Annotated in this window: 18 protein-coding genes; 5 read left to right on the plus strand and 13 right to left on the minus strand. The window is 74.2% G+C overall.

Translation table 11 applies throughout. The features are described from left to right. The first annotated feature begins 53 nt into the window (after positions 1-53). Positions 54-1,103 carry an aldo/keto reductase gene (locus O7542_RS08270; RefSeq protein ID WP_104112602.1) on the plus strand — a complete coding sequence of 350 codons (1,050 nt, stop codon included), beginning with the start codon at positions 54-56 and terminating at the stop codon, positions 1,101-1,103. A gap of 318 nt (positions 1,104-1,421) precedes the next feature. Continuing rightward, a complete protein-coding gene (locus tag O7542_RS08275) occupies positions 1,422-1,964 on the plus strand; it encodes an RNA 2'-phosphotransferase (protein ID WP_166455964.1) in 543 nt (180 codons plus the stop codon). Between the two features lie 7 nt (positions 1,965-1,971). Here O7542_RS08275 and O7542_RS08280 read toward each other — a convergent pair whose 3' ends face one another. The 6 genes from O7542_RS08280 to O7542_RS08305 all read right to left on the minus strand — a co-directional run bounded on the left by O7542_RS08280 (position 1,972) and on the right by O7542_RS08305 (position 7,903). Further along, the gene (locus O7542_RS08280) at positions 1,972-3,255 is read right to left on the minus strand and encodes a sulfite oxidase (RefSeq protein ID WP_166455963.1); all 1,284 of its coding nucleotides are present in this window, start codon (positions 3,253-3,255) and stop codon (positions 1,972-1,974) included. A gap of 84 nt (positions 3,256-3,339) precedes the next feature. Beyond that, complete coding sequence (locus O7542_RS08285) at positions 3,340-3,978, minus strand: hypothetical protein (protein ID WP_064445696.1); 639 nt, start codon at positions 3,976-3,978, stop codon at positions 3,340-3,342. Further along, positions 3,975-5,381: a selenium-binding family protein gene (locus O7542_RS08290; protein ID WP_166455962.1), complete on the minus strand. Its 1,407-nt coding sequence runs from the start codon at positions 5,379-5,381 to the stop codon at positions 3,975-3,977. Before O7542_RS08290 ends, O7542_RS08285 begins: the two co-directional genes overlap by 4 nt. A 16-nt stretch (positions 5,382-5,397) precedes the next feature. Next, a complete protein-coding gene (locus O7542_RS08295) occupies positions 5,398-6,123 on the minus strand; it encodes an ABC transporter ATP-binding protein (protein WP_166455961.1) in 726 nt (241 codons plus the stop codon). After that, positions 6,096-6,932: an ABC transporter permease gene (locus O7542_RS08300; RefSeq protein WP_104114083.1), complete on the minus strand. Its 837-nt coding sequence runs from the start codon at positions 6,930-6,932 to the stop codon at positions 6,096-6,098. Before O7542_RS08300 ends, O7542_RS08295 begins: the two co-directional genes overlap by 28 nt. Beyond that, complete coding sequence (locus O7542_RS08305; RefSeq protein ID WP_064445699.1) at positions 6,929-7,903, minus strand: sulfonate ABC transporter substrate-binding protein; 975 nt, start codon at positions 7,901-7,903, stop codon at positions 6,929-6,931. The genes O7542_RS08300 and O7542_RS08305 overlap by 4 nt, the downstream gene beginning before the upstream one ends. 140 nt (positions 7,904-8,043) lie before the next feature. Between O7542_RS08305 and O7542_RS08310 the strand changes: the two genes are divergently transcribed. Beyond that, positions 8,044-9,210 (plus strand): LLM class flavin-dependent oxidoreductase, encoded by a 1,167-nt coding sequence (locus O7542_RS08310; RefSeq protein WP_166455960.1) that lies wholly within the window; start codon positions 8,044-8,046, stop codon positions 9,208-9,210. A 30-nt stretch (positions 9,211-9,240) separates the two neighbouring features. Here the strand turns inward: O7542_RS08310 and O7542_RS08315 are convergent, their stop codons facing one another. The 7 genes from O7542_RS08315 to O7542_RS08345 all read right to left on the minus strand — a co-directional run bounded on the left by O7542_RS08315 (position 9,241) and on the right by O7542_RS08345 (position 14,878). Beyond that, positions 9,241-9,750, minus strand: a complete 510-nt coding sequence (locus O7542_RS08315) for an NUDIX domain-containing protein (RefSeq protein ID WP_166455959.1) — start codon at positions 9,748-9,750, stop codon at positions 9,241-9,243. A gap of 41 nt (positions 9,751-9,791) precedes the next feature. Beyond that, positions 9,792-10,352, minus strand: coding sequence for an NADAR family protein (locus O7542_RS08320; protein WP_233607918.1), 561 nt, complete (start codon positions 10,350-10,352; stop codon positions 9,792-9,794). Between the two features lie 322 nt (positions 10,353-10,674). Continuing rightward, on the minus strand, positions 10,675-11,316 hold the full coding sequence (locus tag O7542_RS08325; RefSeq protein WP_166455958.1) for an SRPBCC family protein: 642 nt from the start codon (positions 11,314-11,316) through the stop codon (positions 10,675-10,677). Next, complete coding sequence (locus O7542_RS08330; protein WP_064445703.1) at positions 11,313-11,678, minus strand: metalloregulator ArsR/SmtB family transcription factor; 366 nt, start codon at positions 11,676-11,678, stop codon at positions 11,313-11,315. The genes O7542_RS08325 and O7542_RS08330 overlap by 4 nt, the downstream gene beginning before the upstream one ends. Positions 11,679-11,769: 91 nt before the next feature. Continuing rightward, positions 11,770-12,444, minus strand: a complete 675-nt coding sequence (locus O7542_RS08335; protein ID WP_064445704.1) for a peptidoglycan recognition family protein — start codon at positions 12,442-12,444, stop codon at positions 11,770-11,772. A gap of 73 nt (positions 12,445-12,517) precedes the next feature. Continuing rightward, positions 12,518-13,264 carry a lysozyme gene (locus O7542_RS08340; protein ID WP_166455957.1) on the minus strand — a complete coding sequence of 249 codons (747 nt, stop codon included), beginning with the start codon at positions 13,262-13,264 and terminating at the stop codon, positions 12,518-12,520. A gap of 126 nt (positions 13,265-13,390) precedes the next feature. Then, positions 13,391-14,878, minus strand: a complete 1,488-nt coding sequence (locus O7542_RS08345; protein ID WP_281606455.1) for an FAD-dependent oxidoreductase — start codon at positions 14,876-14,878, stop codon at positions 13,391-13,393. On the opposite strand from O7542_RS08345, the gene O7542_RS08350 reads away from it, so the two are divergent. Then, a complete protein-coding gene (locus tag O7542_RS08350) occupies positions 14,837-15,187 on the plus strand; it encodes a YciI family protein (RefSeq protein WP_064445706.1) in 351 nt (116 codons plus the stop codon). The two genes, O7542_RS08345 and O7542_RS08350, sit on opposite strands and share 42 nt — an antisense overlap. Beyond that, positions 15,184-16,389, plus strand: a complete 1,206-nt coding sequence (locus tag O7542_RS08355; protein ID WP_166455955.1) for an RNA polymerase sigma factor — start codon at positions 15,184-15,186, stop codon at positions 16,387-16,389. Before O7542_RS08350 ends, O7542_RS08355 begins: the two co-directional genes overlap by 4 nt. The last annotated feature ends 105 nt before the right edge of the window (positions 16,390-16,494 follow it).

The following is a 16,494-nucleotide window of genomic DNA, read 5'->3' on the forward strand; positions in this document are numbered from 1 at the left end:
CGTGACCGGACCGCGCGCCATCCGGCCGGCGCGGTGCGAACCAGGGAGCTCACATGCGCTATCGCGTCCTCGGCGGCACCGGCATCGAGGTCAGCGTCCACTGCCTCGGCACCATGATGTTCGGCGCGGTCGGCAACCCCGACCACGACGACTGCGCCCGGATCGTCCACGCGGCACTCGACCGCGGCGTCAACTTCGTGGACACCGCCGACATGTACTCGGCCGGCGAGTCCGAGGAGATCGTCGGCAAGGCCCTGCGTGGCCGCCGCGACGACGTGGTGCTCGCCACGAAGGTCCACTTCCCGATGGGGGAGGGGCCCAACCGGGGCGGCAACTCGCGCCGCTGGATCGTCCGTGCGGTCGAGGACAGCCTGCGCCGGCTGGGCACCGACTGGATCGACCTCTACCAGGTGCACCGCCCCGACCACACCACGGACGTCGAGGAGACGCTCGGCGCGCTCACCGACCTGGTCCGGGCCGGGAAGATCCGCGCGTTCGGCTGCTCGACCTTCCCGGCCGAGGAGATCGTGGAGGCGCACCACGTCGCCGAGCGGCGTGCGCTGGGCCGATTCCGCACCGAGCAGCCGCCGTACTCGATCCTGGCGCGCGGCGTCGAGACGTCGGTGCTGCCGGTGTGCCGCCGCTACCGGATGGGCGTGCTGGTGTGGAGCCCGCTGGCCTCCGGGTTCCTGTCCGGCCGATACCGGCAGGGGCGGCCCGTCGACCTCGGCGCCGGCCGTCCGGCGCTCACCCCGGCCCGGTTCGACCCGGCGCTGCCGGGCAACGCCGCCAAGTACGCCGCCGTCGAGGAACTGGTGGCGCTCGCCGACGAGGTTGGCTGCACGCTGCCGCAGCTCGCCGTGGCGTTCACCGCCGTGCATCCGGCGGTCACGTCGACCATCATCGGGCCGCGCACGATGGACCAGCTGGACGCGCTGCTCGCCGGGGCGGAGCTGACGCTCGACGACGCGGTGCTGGACCGCATCGACGAAATCGTCCCGCCGGGCACGAACCTCTACCAGCCCGACGGCGCCTGGTCCCCGCCCACGCTGACCGACCCGTCCCACCGCCGCCGCCCCCTCCCGGACCGAGCCGCAGCCTGACCCCTCGCTCCTCCCGCCCGCCCGCCCCGCCGGCCCTCAGCCCTCCATCTCGCCGATCATGGGGTTCCTGCCCCGGCAAAAGACCGTAAATCGGGCACCCGAGGGGCCGAAACCGCAAGATCGACGAGGCGAGGCGAGGCGAGGCGAGGCGGGGTGCGGCGGGTGCGGTGGGGCGGGCGCGGTGGGCGGGGCGGAAACGCGGGGCGAGGTGGCGCGGGGAGGCGCTGCGGAAGGGGCGAGGCGGGGCCGGGGAGGGGCGAGGGGGTGCGGGTGGGGAACTGCGTCGACAGGGCAGGGGCGTGGCTCCACACTGGACGGGTGGAACATCGCGATCTTGTTCGGGTGAGCAAGCGGCTGTCGCTGGCGTTGCGGCACCGGCCCGACGCGTACGGCCTGCGGCTCGACCGGGCGGGCTGGGTGCCGGTCGCGGACGTGCTCGCCGGGCTGGGGATCAGCCGCGCCCACCTGGACGCCGTGGTCGCGGGCAACGACAAGCAGCGCTTCGCGTTGGAGACCGGTCCGGACGGGGCCGACCGGATCCGCGCCAACCAGGGGCACTCGGTTCCGGTCGACCTCGGCCTCACCCCGGCCGCGCCGCCGCCCCGGCTGTTCCACGGCACCGGCGAGGCCGTGCTGGACGCCATCCGGGCGCAGGGGCTGCGCCGGGGCGGGCGGCACCACGTACACCTGTCACCTGATGTGGCGACGGCCCGGCGCGTCGGCGCGCGCCGGGGCGGCGCGGTGGTGGTGCTGACGGTGGACGCGGCGGCGATGGCCGAGGCGGGGTACCTGTTCTACCGCTCGGCGAACGGGGTGTGGCTCACCGACACCGTGCCGCCGGCCTACCTCGGCACCACCTGAGCGGGCGTCAGCGGACGGTGACCGGGTGGGCCACCACGGCGTCGAACAGGTACGCGAGGTCGTTCACGGCGGCCCGGTCGGGCTGGGCGACGCCGGTGCAGTCGGTGGCCCGGGCACGGAGCGTGTGCCGGCCCGTGGCCGGCGGGCGCCAGCGGACGGTCCAGCGCTGCCAGGCGCCGCCCCGATCCGCGGTGACCAGGTCGGCCGGGCGCCACCCGTCGCCGGTGTCCACCTCGACGTGCGCGATCGGGCCGTTGCCGGACCAGGAACGGCCGGTCAGCAGCACCTCCTCGCCGGCCGGCACCCGGGCGTCCCAGGGCAGCTCGAACGCGCTGCGCACCGGCTGGGCGGTGAGCACGGTGCCGTCGACGGGGTGGCCGGGGCCGAACATGCGGTAGAACTGCGTGTTCCACGGCGAGAACAGGGGGGTGGTGGAGACCTCGATCGCGCCCACCCACTTGATCGAGGAGATGCCGACCCAGCCGGGCACCACGACCCGCACCGGGAAGCCGTGGTCGGCGGGCAGTGGCTCGCCGTTCATCTCGTACGCCAGCAGCACGTCGTCCAGCGCCTTGGCGACCGGCATCGGACGGCGTACCCGGCCGAGGTTGACCCCGCCGGAGACGTAGTCCGGGTCGAGGCCCTCGGGCATCACGTCGACCGCCTCGTCGCGCAGCCCGGCCAGGCGCAGCACCGTGCCGAGCCGCACGCCGCGCCAGCGGGCCACGCCGACGCTGCCCAGCCCCCACGCCACGCCCGGGGCGGGGTCGCCCTGCTGCTCGGCGAAGTAGCGCCGCCCGTTGCCGGCGCACTCCAGCAGTGCCGCGTGCTCCTCGGCGGGCAGTCGGCGCAGCTCGTCGAGGTCGAACTCGATTGCGTCGTCCCGGGTCGGCGCGCCGCGCAGCCCGTCGCCGAACAGGCGCAGCCGCCAGGTGGCCGCGTCCAGGTGTGGCGTGACCGTGTGGTTGCGGACGAAGAAGCGGTCGATCGGGACCACGTACCCCTGGCCGGCCATCGACGGCCAGCGCATCTCGGCGTTGGTGTCCAGCGGGCGCAGCAGCTCCGCCGGCAGCGGCTTGACGATCGGCGCGCCGGGGTCGACGCCGACCGGCGCGGACGTCACCGCTACCGGCTCGCGCTCCGCGGCGGCGGCGGTCACCGCGGCCATCGCCGCGCCCACCTCCAGCAGCCGGTCGCGGTCGACGCCCGGCCCGTGTGCCTGCCCGGCGAGCCACTGCCGGCTCCGGTCGGCGTCGTGGACGGCTTCGGCTGAGGACGGGGACTGACTCACGGCTGACCTCCGGGGTGGGCGACGCTGCCTTTCCTATTCAACCAGTAGGACTTCCCGTCGATCCATAGCAGGTCGGCGGCACGGTCACGCCGCGCCGATCAGCGTCACCACCCCGGCCACCACGAGCACGCCGGCCCAGAGCCGGTCGACGTTGAACCAGGCCCGGCGCAGCACACCGACGCCGAGCACCTCGTACACGGCCACGGCCACGGCCAGCGCGACGCCGAGCATGGCGGCGGTGTGCACGGCCGCCGCGAACAGGCCGGTCAGCGCGCCGGCCGGCGCGGCGGCGAGGTGTCCGGCGTGCGGGCCGCCGCCGACCGCCGGTTCGGCGAGCAGCACCGGCAGCAGCATCAGGCCCGCGCCGTGCGCCGCCGACATCAGGAACGACCAGGCGGTGAGCTGCGCGGCCGACAGCCGCATCCCGGCCCACCGGAAGTGCCGGTCGGACAGCAGCCGCCACAGCCCGAACCCGACGAGCAGCACCCCGCCGGTGACCGCGACCGCAGTGCTCGCCGTCACCGACCGGGTGGCGCTGACCAGCGCGGCGACCACCGCCACCGACGCCAGGTGACCGGCCGCGATCGGCGGCAGCGCGGCCAGCAGCGCGGCCCGGCGGCGCTCCTGCAGGCCCCGGGCCACCGCGAACAGCCAGCCCATCGCCGGGTTCAGGCCGTGGAACGCGCCGAGGCCGGCCAGCGCCGCCCAGGTCGCGCCGGTCACGGGAAGCAGTACGAGTCGGACGAGGCGTCGCCGCCCTGCAACCGGGTCTGGTGCACGCGCAGGCCGCGGAACTCGTCCCCGCGCGGGAAGAACCGCGGATCCGGCACGAGGCCGCCGGTGTCCGGGTCGACGTCGAGCTTCGCCACCCACGCGCCCACCCCGTCGGGGTAGAACTGGTCGTCCCAGGCGCCGTAGAGCGAGTTGCTGACGTAGACGCGGCGGCCGTCGCGGCTGATCTCGACCATCTGCGGGCCGCCGGCCAGCGGCTCGTCCGGGTACGCCGGGTGCGGCGTGCGGTTGACGATGCCGCCCAGGCGCACCGAGCCGACGCGTACCGGGTGGAACGGGTCGCTGACGTCGTAGCGGATCAGCTCTCCGGTGCCCCAGCAGGAGACGTGCAGGAACCTGTCGTCCACTGACAGGTCGATGTCGGTGACCAGCGGCGGCACCGCCCCGAACGGCTTGAGCAGGTCCGGCAGGTCCGCCGGCTCGGCCGCCTCGGCCGGGATGTCGATCACCTTGGTCACGGCCCAGGCGTCGCCGTCGCGGTGCCACAGCCAGATCGAGGCGGACAGGTCCTCGACGCTGATCACCACGCCGACGAAGCCGTACGACTTCGTCGGGTCGTGCGCGGGGCGCAGCTCCAGCGGCATCTGGTACTGGTCGCCGAGGTCGACGCGCTGCACGTGCCGGCGCTTCGCCAGGTCCCAGAAGTGGATCGCGTGCCCGTACTTCCGCCCCAGCAGCAGTTCCCCGACGATGCCGTCCTCGATCATCGACGGCGTGCCCCACTCGCTGGTGACCAGCACGTCCTGCGTGTAGTGCCACCAGAAGTCGTACGCCAGGAACTGCGGCCCCCGGTCGGCCTCCCACGCGCCGCGTACCTCGAACGTGGTGTGGTCGAGCACGGCGATGCCGCCGGGCCCCTCCTGCCCGTCCGCGCCGCCGAGCGCGGAGACGTAGATGCCGTCCGGCCCGCAGTGCACGGTGTGCGGGCGTGAGTACCCGGCGCGCTTGCCGAGTTCCTCCGGGCCGATCACCTTCACCAGTTCGGGGCGGCGCGGGTCGGGCTTGGTGTCGAGCACGTGGATCCGGGACGAGCGCAGGCCCGGCACGATCAGGTAGCGGCGTTCCACGTGCGGGTGCGGCGCGGTGGGGCAGAGCGCGCTGCTGCACGCGTTCCAGCCGAAGTGGTGCAGCTCGTCGCCGGTGTTCGGCAGCTCGGTCCAGCCCACCACCCGGCCGTACGAGCCGGAGTCCGGGTCGGTGTCGAGCACCGCGATGGCGTCGGGGCGCTGCCCGGCGCGGTCGAACGCGGCGACGTACGCGAGTTTCTCGGCCGGCGCGGTGGCGGCGAGCGCGGGGGAGGGGTAGAAGGTCGGGTCGGGGGTCCAGCGGGTCATCGGTTCTCCCTCGCGGTCAGCCGGCGGGTACGCCGAGGCGGTCGAGCAGGTGGCGGCGCAGCGCGCCGAGGGCCGGGTCGTCGGGGCTCGGGGTGGGGCCGAGGCGTACCGGCACCTCTTCGGCGATCACGCCGTCGTCGAGGAGCAGGACGCGATCGGCGAGCAGCAGCGCCTCCTCCACGTCGTGGGTGACCAGCAGCGCGGCGAAGCCGTGCTGGGCGCGCAGCCGCCGCAGCAGCCCCTGCATGCGCAGCCGGGTCAGCGCGTCGAGCGCGCCGAACGGCTCGTCCAGCAGCAGCAGGTCCGGTTCGCGGACCAGCGCGCGGGCCACCGCGACCCGCTGCGCCTGCCCGCCGGACAGCTCGGCGGGCCAGGCCCGGCCCCGGTCGGCGAGCCCGACCTCGGCCAGCGCGCGGCCGACCCGGTCGCCCACGTCCGGCCCGGTCAGCCCGAGCGCCACGTTGTCCGCGACCCGCTTCCACGGCAGCAGCCGGTGCTCCTGGAACACCACGGCGGCGGTGCCGTGCACCGCGTGCTCGCCGCCCGCGTCGCCGTCGAGCCCGGCGAGCACGCGCAGCAGCGTGCTCTTGCCGGATCCGCTGCCGCCCAGCAGCGCCACCGTCTCCCCGGCGCCGATGATCAGGTCCACCCCGGCCAGCACCACCGCCGGGCCGAACGCCCGGGTCACCGCGCGCGCGGTGAGCACCGGCCCGGTCAGGTCGCGCGCAGTCCGCGTCGCCACGCCAGCGTCCTCCTCTCCGCGTACCGGATGAGCAGGTCGGAGGCGAGCCCCAGCAGCGCGTAGATGAGCAGGCCGAGCACCACCACGTCGGTCTGGCTGAACTCGCGTGCCTCCATCATCAGGAAGCCGACGCCGGTCTGCGCGTTCACCTGCTCGCCGACGACCAGGCTGAGCCAGGCCGCGCCGATGGCCAGCCGCAGCCCGAGGAACAGCGCCGGCAGCGCGCCGGGCAGCACCACGTGCCGCAGGCGGGCCGCCGCGCCGAGACCGCAGGTGCGCGCCGCCTCGACCAGGCGTTCGTCGATGTCGCGGATGCCGGCGTACGTGTTGAAGTAGATCGGGAAGAACGCGCCGAGCGCGACGAGCGTGACCTTCAGCGACTCGCCGATGCCGACCCAGATGATCAGCAGCGGGACCAGGCCCAGGTGCGGCAGCATCCGGGCCATCTGCACCGGCGGGTCGACCAGGTCGTCACCGAGGCGCAGCAGCCCCGCCGCCGCGCCGAGCACCAGCGCCAGGCCGCCGCCGATGAGCAGGCCGAGCGCGGCGCGGGTGAGCGAGTCGAGCAGGTGCACGCCGAGCGTCCCGTCGCGCGCCAGCCGCCACCCGGTCGCCAGCACCGCGCTGGGCGCGGGCAGCTTCTCCGCGGCGAGCAGGCCGGTGCGCGCGGCGACCTCCCAGGCGAGCACCAGCACGACCGGGCTCACCGCGCGCCGCCACCGCCGCGAGGCGCGGGCCCGGGACCGCCGCGGCGTCGCCCGATCGGGTACGACAGCGGGGATCGCCTCGGCCAGCGCCGGACCGCTCACTGGAACGCCTCGTTGAACCGGCCGTCCACCCGCCCGGCGATGTCGACCGGTCCGGGCACCAGCTTCAGCTCCACGAAGCTGTCCGCGATGGCCTGCAACTCTGCGCCGATCTCCGGGGTGACCGGGGCGAGCGGCTTGGCGCTGCGGGCCAGCGCCCGGGTGGTCACGTCGAGCGGGATCTTCAGCTCCGGGGCGAGGACGGCGGCCCGCTCGGTCGGGTGGGCGATGCCCCAGTCGGTGGTCTGCCGGTACGTGTCCAGGAACGCGCGTACGTCGGCGGTGCGGTTCTTCACCGCGTCCGGCGCGGCCAGCACGTACTCGCGGTTGCCGGCCAGGCCGGTGGCGTCGGCGAGCACCCGTACGCCGGGCTGCTCGGCCAGCGCGAAGTAGGGATCCCAGATGATCCAGGCGTCGACCTGCCCGTTGTCGAACGCGGGCCGCCCCTCGGCGGGCTTGAGGTACTTCACCTTGATGTCGGCGAGCGTCATCCGGTTCGCCTCCAGCAGCTTGACCAGCAGCCAGTGCACGTTGGAGCCCTTGTTCAGCGCGACCGTCTTCCCGCGCAGGTCGGCGAATCCACGATACGGGCTGCCCGCCTTGACCAGAACCGCCTCGCCCTGCGGGATCGGCTGGGACGTGCCGACCACGGAGAACGGGATCTTGCCGGCGGCGGCGAACACGGGTGGGGCCTCGCCGACCTGACCGATGTCGATCGAGCCGGCCTTGAGCGCCTCGGTCAGCGCCGGGCCGCTCTCGAACAGCGACCAGGTGACGTTCTTCGCGTCGCCGCGCGCCTTGACCAGGCTGAGCCCGCCGAAGCGCTGGTAGCCGATCCGCAGCGGGCCGTCACTGCCGCCGCCGCTGGCGTCGGCCGCCTCGCCGCCGCAGGCCGTCAGCGCCGTCGCGGCCAGCAGCGCGAGGGTGGTGAGCAGCGCGGCCACCGGCCGGCGGCGGGTTCTGGGGGTACGCATGGCGACTCCTCGGGGAGGGAAGGGCCCGGCATCGACGGGCGACAGCAACCTACCAACCCGATAGGTTTTATGGGTAGTCTGTCGGCGCGGTCGTCCCACCACTCAGGAGACGGCCCGTCCGACGCGCACCGGAGGCCCCCATGTCGCTCACCTTCCACTGGTTCCTGCCGACCTACGGCGACAGCCGGGACATCGTGGGCGGCGGACACGGCGTACCGGTCGGCACGGCCGGTGGCGCGCGACCCGCGAGCGTGGCGTACCTGGGGCAGATCGCCCGCACCGCCGAACAGCTCGGTTTCGCCGGCGCGCTCACCCCCACCGGCGCCTGGTGCGAGGACGCCTGGCTGACCACCGCCATGCTCACCGAGGTCACCGAGCGGCTGAAGTTCCTCGTCGCGTTCCGGCCCGGCCTGCTCTCACCCACCCTCGCCGCGCAGATGGCGTCCACGTTCCAGCGCCTGTCCGGCGGGCGGCTGCTACTGAACGTGGTCACCGGCGGCGAGTCGGCCGAGCAGCGCGCGTACGGCGACTTCCTGGACAAGGACGCCCGCTACGCGCGTACCGACGAGTTCCTGCACGTGGTGCGGGCGCTGTGGCGCGGCGAGACGGTCGACCACGACGGCGCCCACGTGCAGGTCGAGGGCGCCCGGCTCGGCCGGCTGCCCGACCCGGTGCCGCCGGTCTACTTCGGCGGGTCGTCCGGCGCGGCCGGGCCGGTGGCCGTCCGGCACAGCGACGTGTACCTGACCTGGGGCGAACCGCCCGCGCAGGTGGCCGGCAAGCTGGACTGGATCCGTGGGCTCGCCGCCGGGGCCGGCCGCGAGCTGCGGTACGGCATCCGGCTGCACGTGATCAGCCGGGACACCGCCGAGGAGGCGTGGGCCCAGGCGCGCAAGCTGCTCGACGGCATCCCCGAGGCCGACGTGCGCGCCGTGCAGGAAGGGCTGCGACGCAGCGAGTCCGAGGGGCAGCGGCGGATGCTCGACCTGCACGGCGGCTCCCGCGACGGGCTGGAGGTCTCGCCGAACCTGTGGGCCGGATTCGGGCTGGTACGCGGCGGCGCGGGCACCGCACTCGTCGGCAGCCACACCGAGGTCGCCGACCGGATCGCCGAGTACCACGCGCTCGGCCTGGACGAGTTCATCCTCTCCGGTCACCCGCACCTGGAGGAGGCGTACTGGTTCGGCGAGGGCGTGCTGCCGATCCTGCGGCGGCGCGGGCTGTGGCGGCACCCGGCCGGCGAGCCGGAGATCGAGGCGCCGGCCGCAGTGCCGTTCTCACCCCAGCCGGTTCCGGCCCGCGGCTGACCGCGCCGCACGCTGCCGGGGCCGGTCCGGTCAGAGCGGGCGTTGCCCGGCGAGGAAATCGGCGAGCACCCGGGTGTGCGTGGAGAAGGCCAGCTCGACCGGATCGGTGAGCACCAGCCACTCGGTGGCCTCCTCGGTCGGCGCCGACGGCGGCAGGTCACCGATAGCCCGCTCGGGCAGCACCCCGAAGACCATCATGGTGCCGCCAGCCGGAGCGCCGTGCACCGCGAACAGCCGCGCCTCGCCGGCCTCGGCCAGCAGCCCGGTCTCCTCGCGCAGCTCCCGCACGAGCGCCTCGGACCACTCCTCGCCGTACTCGACGAAGCCACCCGGGAGCGCCAGCAGCCCCCGGGCCGGTTCGATGTCGCGGCGCACCACGACCACGCCGAGCCCTTCCGGCGTGCGGACCGGCAGCACCGCCACCGCCACCGGCAGCGGATTGCGCCACACCGTCTCGCCGCACGAGGAACAGACCCGCGGCCACCCGGCGCCCGCCGGGTAGGCCGCGCCGCAGAAGGAGCAGTGCGAGTACGGGGTCACGCCGCAGCACGTTACCCGCACCTGCCGCCCGAGGTCAGACGTCACCCCCTCTGGCCGGCGAGCTGGGCGCGCGCCTCCATCAGGGCGAAGCCGAGCAGGTTGTCGCCCCGCCAGGTCGCCGGGTCGGCGGCGCGCGGGTCGTCGGCGGTCAGGCCGATGCCCCAGACCCGGTCCGTCGGGCTGGCCTCGACGAGCACCCGGTCGCCGGTGCCGAGCAGGAACCGCCGCAACGGCTCGTGCTGGGCGAACTTGGCCACGCTGCCGGCCACCACGATCTCGTAGCGGCGGGCCGCCCAGGTCGCCTCGTCGAAGTCGCGCACCTGCCGGCCGAGCGCCTTGGCCCGGTGCGGGTGCCCGGCGGCCAGCACCCGCTCGGCGACCGCCAGGTCACCGAAGAGGGTGGCCTTGTGCCACATCATCCAGTGCTCGGCGGTGGCGAACTCCCGGCCGTCCACTGTGAACGCCGCCGGCCACCACTGGCTCAGGCAACCGGCGCCGACACCGCCGTCGCGCTGCGGCCGGTGCCCCCAGAAGCGCAGATACTTGAACGTCGCGCCGGTGTCGAGCGCGGCGGTCAGGTCGGCGACGGAACGGATCGGCATGCCCCGCAGTCTGCCCCACCCCACTGACATCCCACCGCCGCTTTTCGCCCCCGCAACGATCACCCGCATCTCCGCCGGGACAACGACGGATGTCCTGCTTGGAGAGGCCTGCTCCACATCACGAGATGCAAAGAGATCTTGAAAGGAAAAGGCTCCTATGGCGACCCTTTCCTTCCAAGATCTCGAAGAGCTCGACCGAACCCGCCGATCTTGCGATTCGGTGCCCCGCAAACTCCGTCAAACGGACATTCTGAGGGCCCAAACCGCAAGATCGACGAGGAGAGAGCGGGAGGGGAGAGGGCGGGGAGGGGGGAGAGGAGGGTCAGGGCGTGGGGGCGCCTGTGTAGAACGCGGTGACGCGCTCGCCCGCGCCTTGTGCCTCCTCGGCCGGGGTGCCGGCTTCGATGCTTGCCTCCGTCCAGCTCCTGCTGGACTCGGTGACGAAACGGAGGCCCTCGGGTGAGGCCATCCACTCGGCTGCGGCGGCCGGGTCGACGCCCGTGCCGTCGGCCGCGAAGTGGGAGGCCAGCCCGACCAGCGCCAGGTCCCAGCCGATGCCGACCGCGCCCGGGCCGTACTCGGCCCACCGCTGGTCGTCGACGTGCGCGACGTGCTCCAGCTCGAAGCGGGTACGCCCGGGGCCGGCCTCGCGCAGCCGCACCTCGATCCAGCTCACCTCGTCGCCGAACTCCCAGGTGGCGGCGAAGCCGTGCGGCGGGTCGCAGCGTTCGACGGTGCCACCGGCGTTGCCCTCCAGCTGGTAGCGGCCGCCGAGGCTCAGGTCGCCGGAGACCGGCAGGAACCAGCGCGGTATCCGTTCCGGGTTGGTGCAGGCGTCGAAGACGTCGTCCACCGGCGCGTCGTACGTCTGGGCGATGGTGAGCACCCGCGCCTGCCCGGCGGGGAGCGTGCGGTCGCCGATGCGGCGCTCGACGGCGCTGATCTGTCCGGTCACGTCGATCATGGTTCGGTCCTCTCGTCGTCGGTGTCGTCTGCGCGCAGCCGTCGTTCGCGGCGGCCCCGGGCCAGCTCGGTGGCGAGCGCGGCCAGTGGCGGCGTCCAGAAGCGGCGGAACCCGTCCAGCCACGCGTCGATCTCGCGCAGCGGGCCGGGATCCACGGCGTAGAGCCGGCGGGTGCCGTCGGCGCGCACCGTGGTGAAGCCGTGTTCGCGCAGCACCTTGAGGTGCTGCGAGACGGCGGGCTGGCTGATGCCGAACTCGCGCCGCACGGTCTCACCGAGCGCCCCGGCGGGCTGCTCACCGTCGGCGAGCAGCTCCAGGATCCGGCGGCGGACCGGGTCGCCGAGGACGTCGAAGGCGTGCACGACACCTTTGTATCAGACGCGGCTTATATAAGCGAGCACTGACGCGCTGCGGGACGCCCGTCGCACCCGGGCGTCCCGCGTACCCCCGTGGTCAGCCGCCGAGACGGGCGGCGACGGTACGGCGCAGCTCCGGCAGGCGGTCGTGCAGCAGGCCCGGGCACTGCGTGTCGTTGAAGTCCTTGTGTCCGTAGATCTCGGTGGGCGCGATGCCGTACTGCTGGCAGGTGAACGCGCAGAACGTCACCAGGCTGTTCCAGAGCGCCTGGGGCGGCTGCACGTCCAGGTAGATGCCGTCGTTCTCGATGCCGATGGCCTGGCTGTTCTGCCCGACGCAGTGCGCGCCCTGCACCATGGTCTGGCCGTGCAGCAGCGCGTAGAGGCTGCCGTGGCGGCCCTCGGTCAGGTAGCCGCCCCGGCTGTTGGTGAAGTGCTGCCCGGAGTCGAGCCAGCCGTTGCTGTCCATGTGCAGGTCCTGGATGTCGCGGGAGTTCCGGTACGCCTGGGCGAGGCTGTAGTCGGTGGTGTTCGGGAACGCGGTGTGGTGCACGATGATCTTGTTGGGCCGGCTGGACACCACGCTCACCGGCGACGAGGGCGGGCGGGCGCCCCAGGTCGCGCAGTTGGCGATGGTCGGCTGGTCGACCCGGGTGGCAGCGGCCCGCGCGTCGGGGCCGGAGCCGATCTGGGTCAGCGCACCGACGCCGGCGGCGGCGCCGAGCAGGACCGCGCCGCGCAGCACGGTCCGCCGGTGGACGGGAACAGACATCGCAGCCTCCTCGTGGGGTGAGGTACGGCCGGGCGTGGCGGGACCGGCACCGCCCGCCACGCCCGGGCCGGGGTCAGCAGGGTCCGTTGCAGGCCAGCACGCGCAGCCGGTCCAGCGAGCCGTTCCACACGTTCTGGTCACCGGGGAAGACCCCGGAGGAGGACCACTGCCAGAACGAGTACGTGCCCCAGCCGGCCGGCAGCGCGCCGACGCTGCTGGAGTAGCGGGCGATCCACAGTGGGTTGTTGGCCGCGAACTGCGAGGTGTTGCCGGTGCAGGTGCTCCACCAGTCGGTGGTGGTGTAGATGGTGGCCCACCGTCCGGTGCGGGCGTAGTACTGGTTGACGAACGAGGCGATCCAGCTGCGCATCGACGCCTGGCTCAGGCCGTAGCAGGTCGCGCCGTACGGGTTGTACTCGATGTCCAGCGCGCCGGGCAGCGTCCGCCCGTCCTTGGACCAGCCGCCGCCGTGGTCGACGAAGTAGTTGGCCTGGACGGCGCCGCTGGTGGTGTCGGGGCGGGCGAAGTGGTACGAGCCGCGGATCATCCCGACGTTGTAGGAGCCGTTGTACTGCTGGGCGAAGTACGGGTTGGTGTAGTACGTGCCCTCGGTCGCCTTGACGTAGGCGAACCGGGCGCCGTTGGCCCACGCCCCGGACCAGTTCACGTTGCCCTGGTAGCTGGACACGTCCATGCCGGGTAGTCCGGCCGGGGCGGCGGAGGCGGGTGCCGCTGCGGACAGGGCCGCGGCGGCGACGGTGACGGTGGCGAGCAGCGCGGCTCCGGCCGCGCGCAGCGCCGATCGGATCGATCTGTGCATCTGTCCTCCCTGGGGGTTGCCGCGCTCCGGCGGCGGGAGTATGACGAAAGGAACTGTCGTCATTAGTGCACAGGGCGGAGAAACTTTTCAATAGAGCGCATCGAAGAATCTCACTGAATTGGGTGCTCAGCCGAGCTGGGCGAGCGCCTCGGCGGCGGCGCGCTCGCCGGCGGTCACCGCGCCCTCCAGGTAGCCGCTCCACCGGGTCGCGGTCTCCGTGCCGGCCCAGTGCACCCGGCCCACCGGCGTGCGCAGTTCCGGGCCGTACGCGCACCACGCGCCGGTCGGCAGGACGCCGCAGAAGCAGCCGCGCGTCCACTCGTCGGCAGACCAGTCGTACTCGACGAGGTCGTCGGGGCGCGCGGCGGCCGGGCCGAAGATCGCGGCGAGCGCCTCGCACAGCGCGTCCCGGCGCGCGCCCTCCGGCAGCCGGCGCAGCGCCCGGGCCTGCGCGCCGTAGCTGAACGCGGTGAGGATCCCACCGGGTACGTCCGGCAGCGAGTTGTCCACCGTCTCGGTGAGCGGCCCGGTGTCGGTGCTGGACACGCCGGAGCGGCCGTCGGCCCGCCAGAACGGCTCCGGATAGAGCGCGTGGACCTTGAGCGCCGCGCCCATCGGCATCCGCTGGGTCAGCCCGTCGCGCAGCGGCGGCAGCGGCGGGTCGTACCGGATGCGCCCGGCCAGCGTCGGCGCCAGCGCGACCACCACCGCGTCGCCGCGGTACGTCTCGCCGCCGCAGCGCACCCGCACCCCGTCGCGGTCCTGCGCGACGCCGTCCACCGGCGCGCGCAGGCACAGGCTCCCCGGAGGCAGCGCGGCGGCCATCCGCTCGGCCAGCGCGGCCGGGCCGCCGGCGATCCGGTCCTGCTGGGCGCCACCCGCCATGCGCAGCAGCGACCCGGTGCCGCCGCCGCTGCGCAGGTAGAACAGCATGTGCAGCAGCGAGACCTCGTCCGGCGAGGCGGCCAGCAGGCCACCGGCGAGCATCCGGCCCGCGTACCCGGCGGTGACCGGGTCGGCCCCGCTCGCATCGAGCCAGCCGCCGAACGTGACCCGGTCCCACAGTGCCGCCCCGTCCGCCCGCCACGGCGCGGCCGGGTCGAGCCCGGCCGCCATCTCGTCGAGCGTGCCCAGCAGCGCGGACAGCCCCGGCGCCTCGCCGGTGGCCGGGCGTGCGCCGAGCAGCAGCGTCGCCGCGCCGCGCGCGGGGGAGGGGAACGTGGCCAGGCCGTACGCGGCGGCGAGCGCGTACATCCGGTCCTGGGTCGGGCCGATCCACTGCGCGCCGAGATCGAGCCAGCCGCCGCCTGGTAGCGGTCGGCTGAGCGTGCGGCCGCCCACCCGGTCCCGGGCCTCCAGCACCCGCACCTGCGCGCCCGCCGCGTCCAGCGCGAGCGCGCAGGCCAGACCGGAGAACCCGGCGCCCACGACGACGACCCGGTGGCGGCGCACGCGGCGGCGTACCCCGCTCCCGGCCGGATTCACCCGGCCCGGCGTGTCGAAACCGGCGCCAGCCGTTCGTGTGGAGGGTGAAGGGGCGGCGCGGGGCCGTCCGGTGACGAGGAGAAGCCGATGAAGCAGTACCTGATCAGCATGTACCAGCCGGCCGGCCAGGGACGCCCGGACCCGGAGTTCCTGGCCGGGGTGATGCGCGAGGTCGAGGCCATCGGCCGGGACCTGCGGGAGGCGGGGTGCTGGGTGTTCGGCAACGGCCTGCACGACCCGCAGACCGCCACCGTGCTGCGCCCGGCCGGTGACGAGGTGCTGGTCACCGACGGGCCGTTCGCCGAGGGCAAGGAGTACCTGGGCGGCGTCACCATCATCCGGGCGCCCGATCTGGACGCCGCGCTGGACTGGGGCCGCCGGTACGCCCTCGCGACCACGCTGCCGATCGAGGTCCGCCCGTTCCAGGGCGAGGGATGACCGACGTCGAACGGGTCTTCCGGGCCGAGTACGGCCGCGCGGTAGCCGTCCTGGTCCGTCTCCTCGGCGACATCGACCTCGCCGAGGAGGCGGTCCAGGAGGCGTTCGCGATCGCGGTGACGCGCTGGGCCGCCGACGGGCCGCCGCCCAGCCCGGCCGGCTGGATCATCACCACCGCCCGGAACCGGGCGATCGACAGGTTGCGCCGCGAGGCCACCCGGACTGCCCGGCACGCCGAGGCCGCCCTGCTGCACGCCGCCGACCCGCCCGCCGAGGAGGGGCCCGTGCCCGACGACCGCCTGCGCCTGATCTTCACCTGCTGCCACCCGGCGCTCGCCGCGCCCGCCCGGGTGGCGTTGACGCTGCGCCTGCTCGGCGGCCTGAGCACCGCCGAGATCGCGCGCGCCTTCCTGGTGCCGGAGCGGACGATGGCGCAGCGCCTGGTCCGGGCCAAGGCGAAGATCCGCGACGCCGGTATCCCGTACCGGGTGCCGCGCGACGCGGACCTGCCGGACCGGCTGCGCGGGGTCCTCGCGGTGGTCTACCTGATCTTCAACGAGGGGCACACGGCCAGCGCGGGGGAGCGGCTGGGCCGCGCCGAGCTGGGCGCCGAGGCGATCCGGCTGGGCCGGCTGCTGGTGACGCTGATGCCGGACGAGCCGGAGGCGCTCGGCCTGCTCGCGCTGATGCTGCTCACCGAGGCGCGCCGGGACGCCCGGACCGGGCCGGACGGGGCGCCGGTGTCGCTGTCCGAGCAGGACCGTGGCCGGTGGGACCGGGAGCTGATCGCCGAGGGCCAGGATCTGGTCCGCCGGTGCCTGCGGCGGGGCCGGCCCGGCCCGTACCAGCTCCAGGCCGCGATCGGCGCGGTGCACGCGGACGCGCCGACCGCCGCCGCGACCGACTGGGGACAGATCCTCGCGCTCTACGACCAGTTGGCGGCCGTCGCGCCGGGACCGGTGGTGGCGCTGAACCGGGCGGTCGCGCTGGCCGAGGTACGCGGACCGGCGGCCGCTCTGGCCGAAGTGGACCGGCTGGACCTGACCGGATACCACGTGTGGCACGCGATCCGGGCCGACCTGTTGCGCCGCCTCGACCGTCCGGCGCAGGCCCGGATCGCGTACGACGCGGCGATCGCCGGCACCGGCAACGCGGCGGAGCAGACGTTCCTGCGCCGCGCCCGCGACCGGATGGCGGGATGATCACACCGACAGTGCACGTTGGAGGCCGATAACCCCGGGAAATGAACCGTGATCGTCTGGGCATTGACGCGGCGGCAGAGAAAAGTACACTCCCGGTGTAATTAG

The organism is Micromonospora sp. WMMC264 (assembly GCF_027497275.1).
In the GTDB taxonomy this organism is placed as follows: domain Bacteria; phylum Actinomycetota; class Actinomycetes; order Mycobacteriales; family Micromonosporaceae; genus Micromonospora; species Micromonospora chalcea.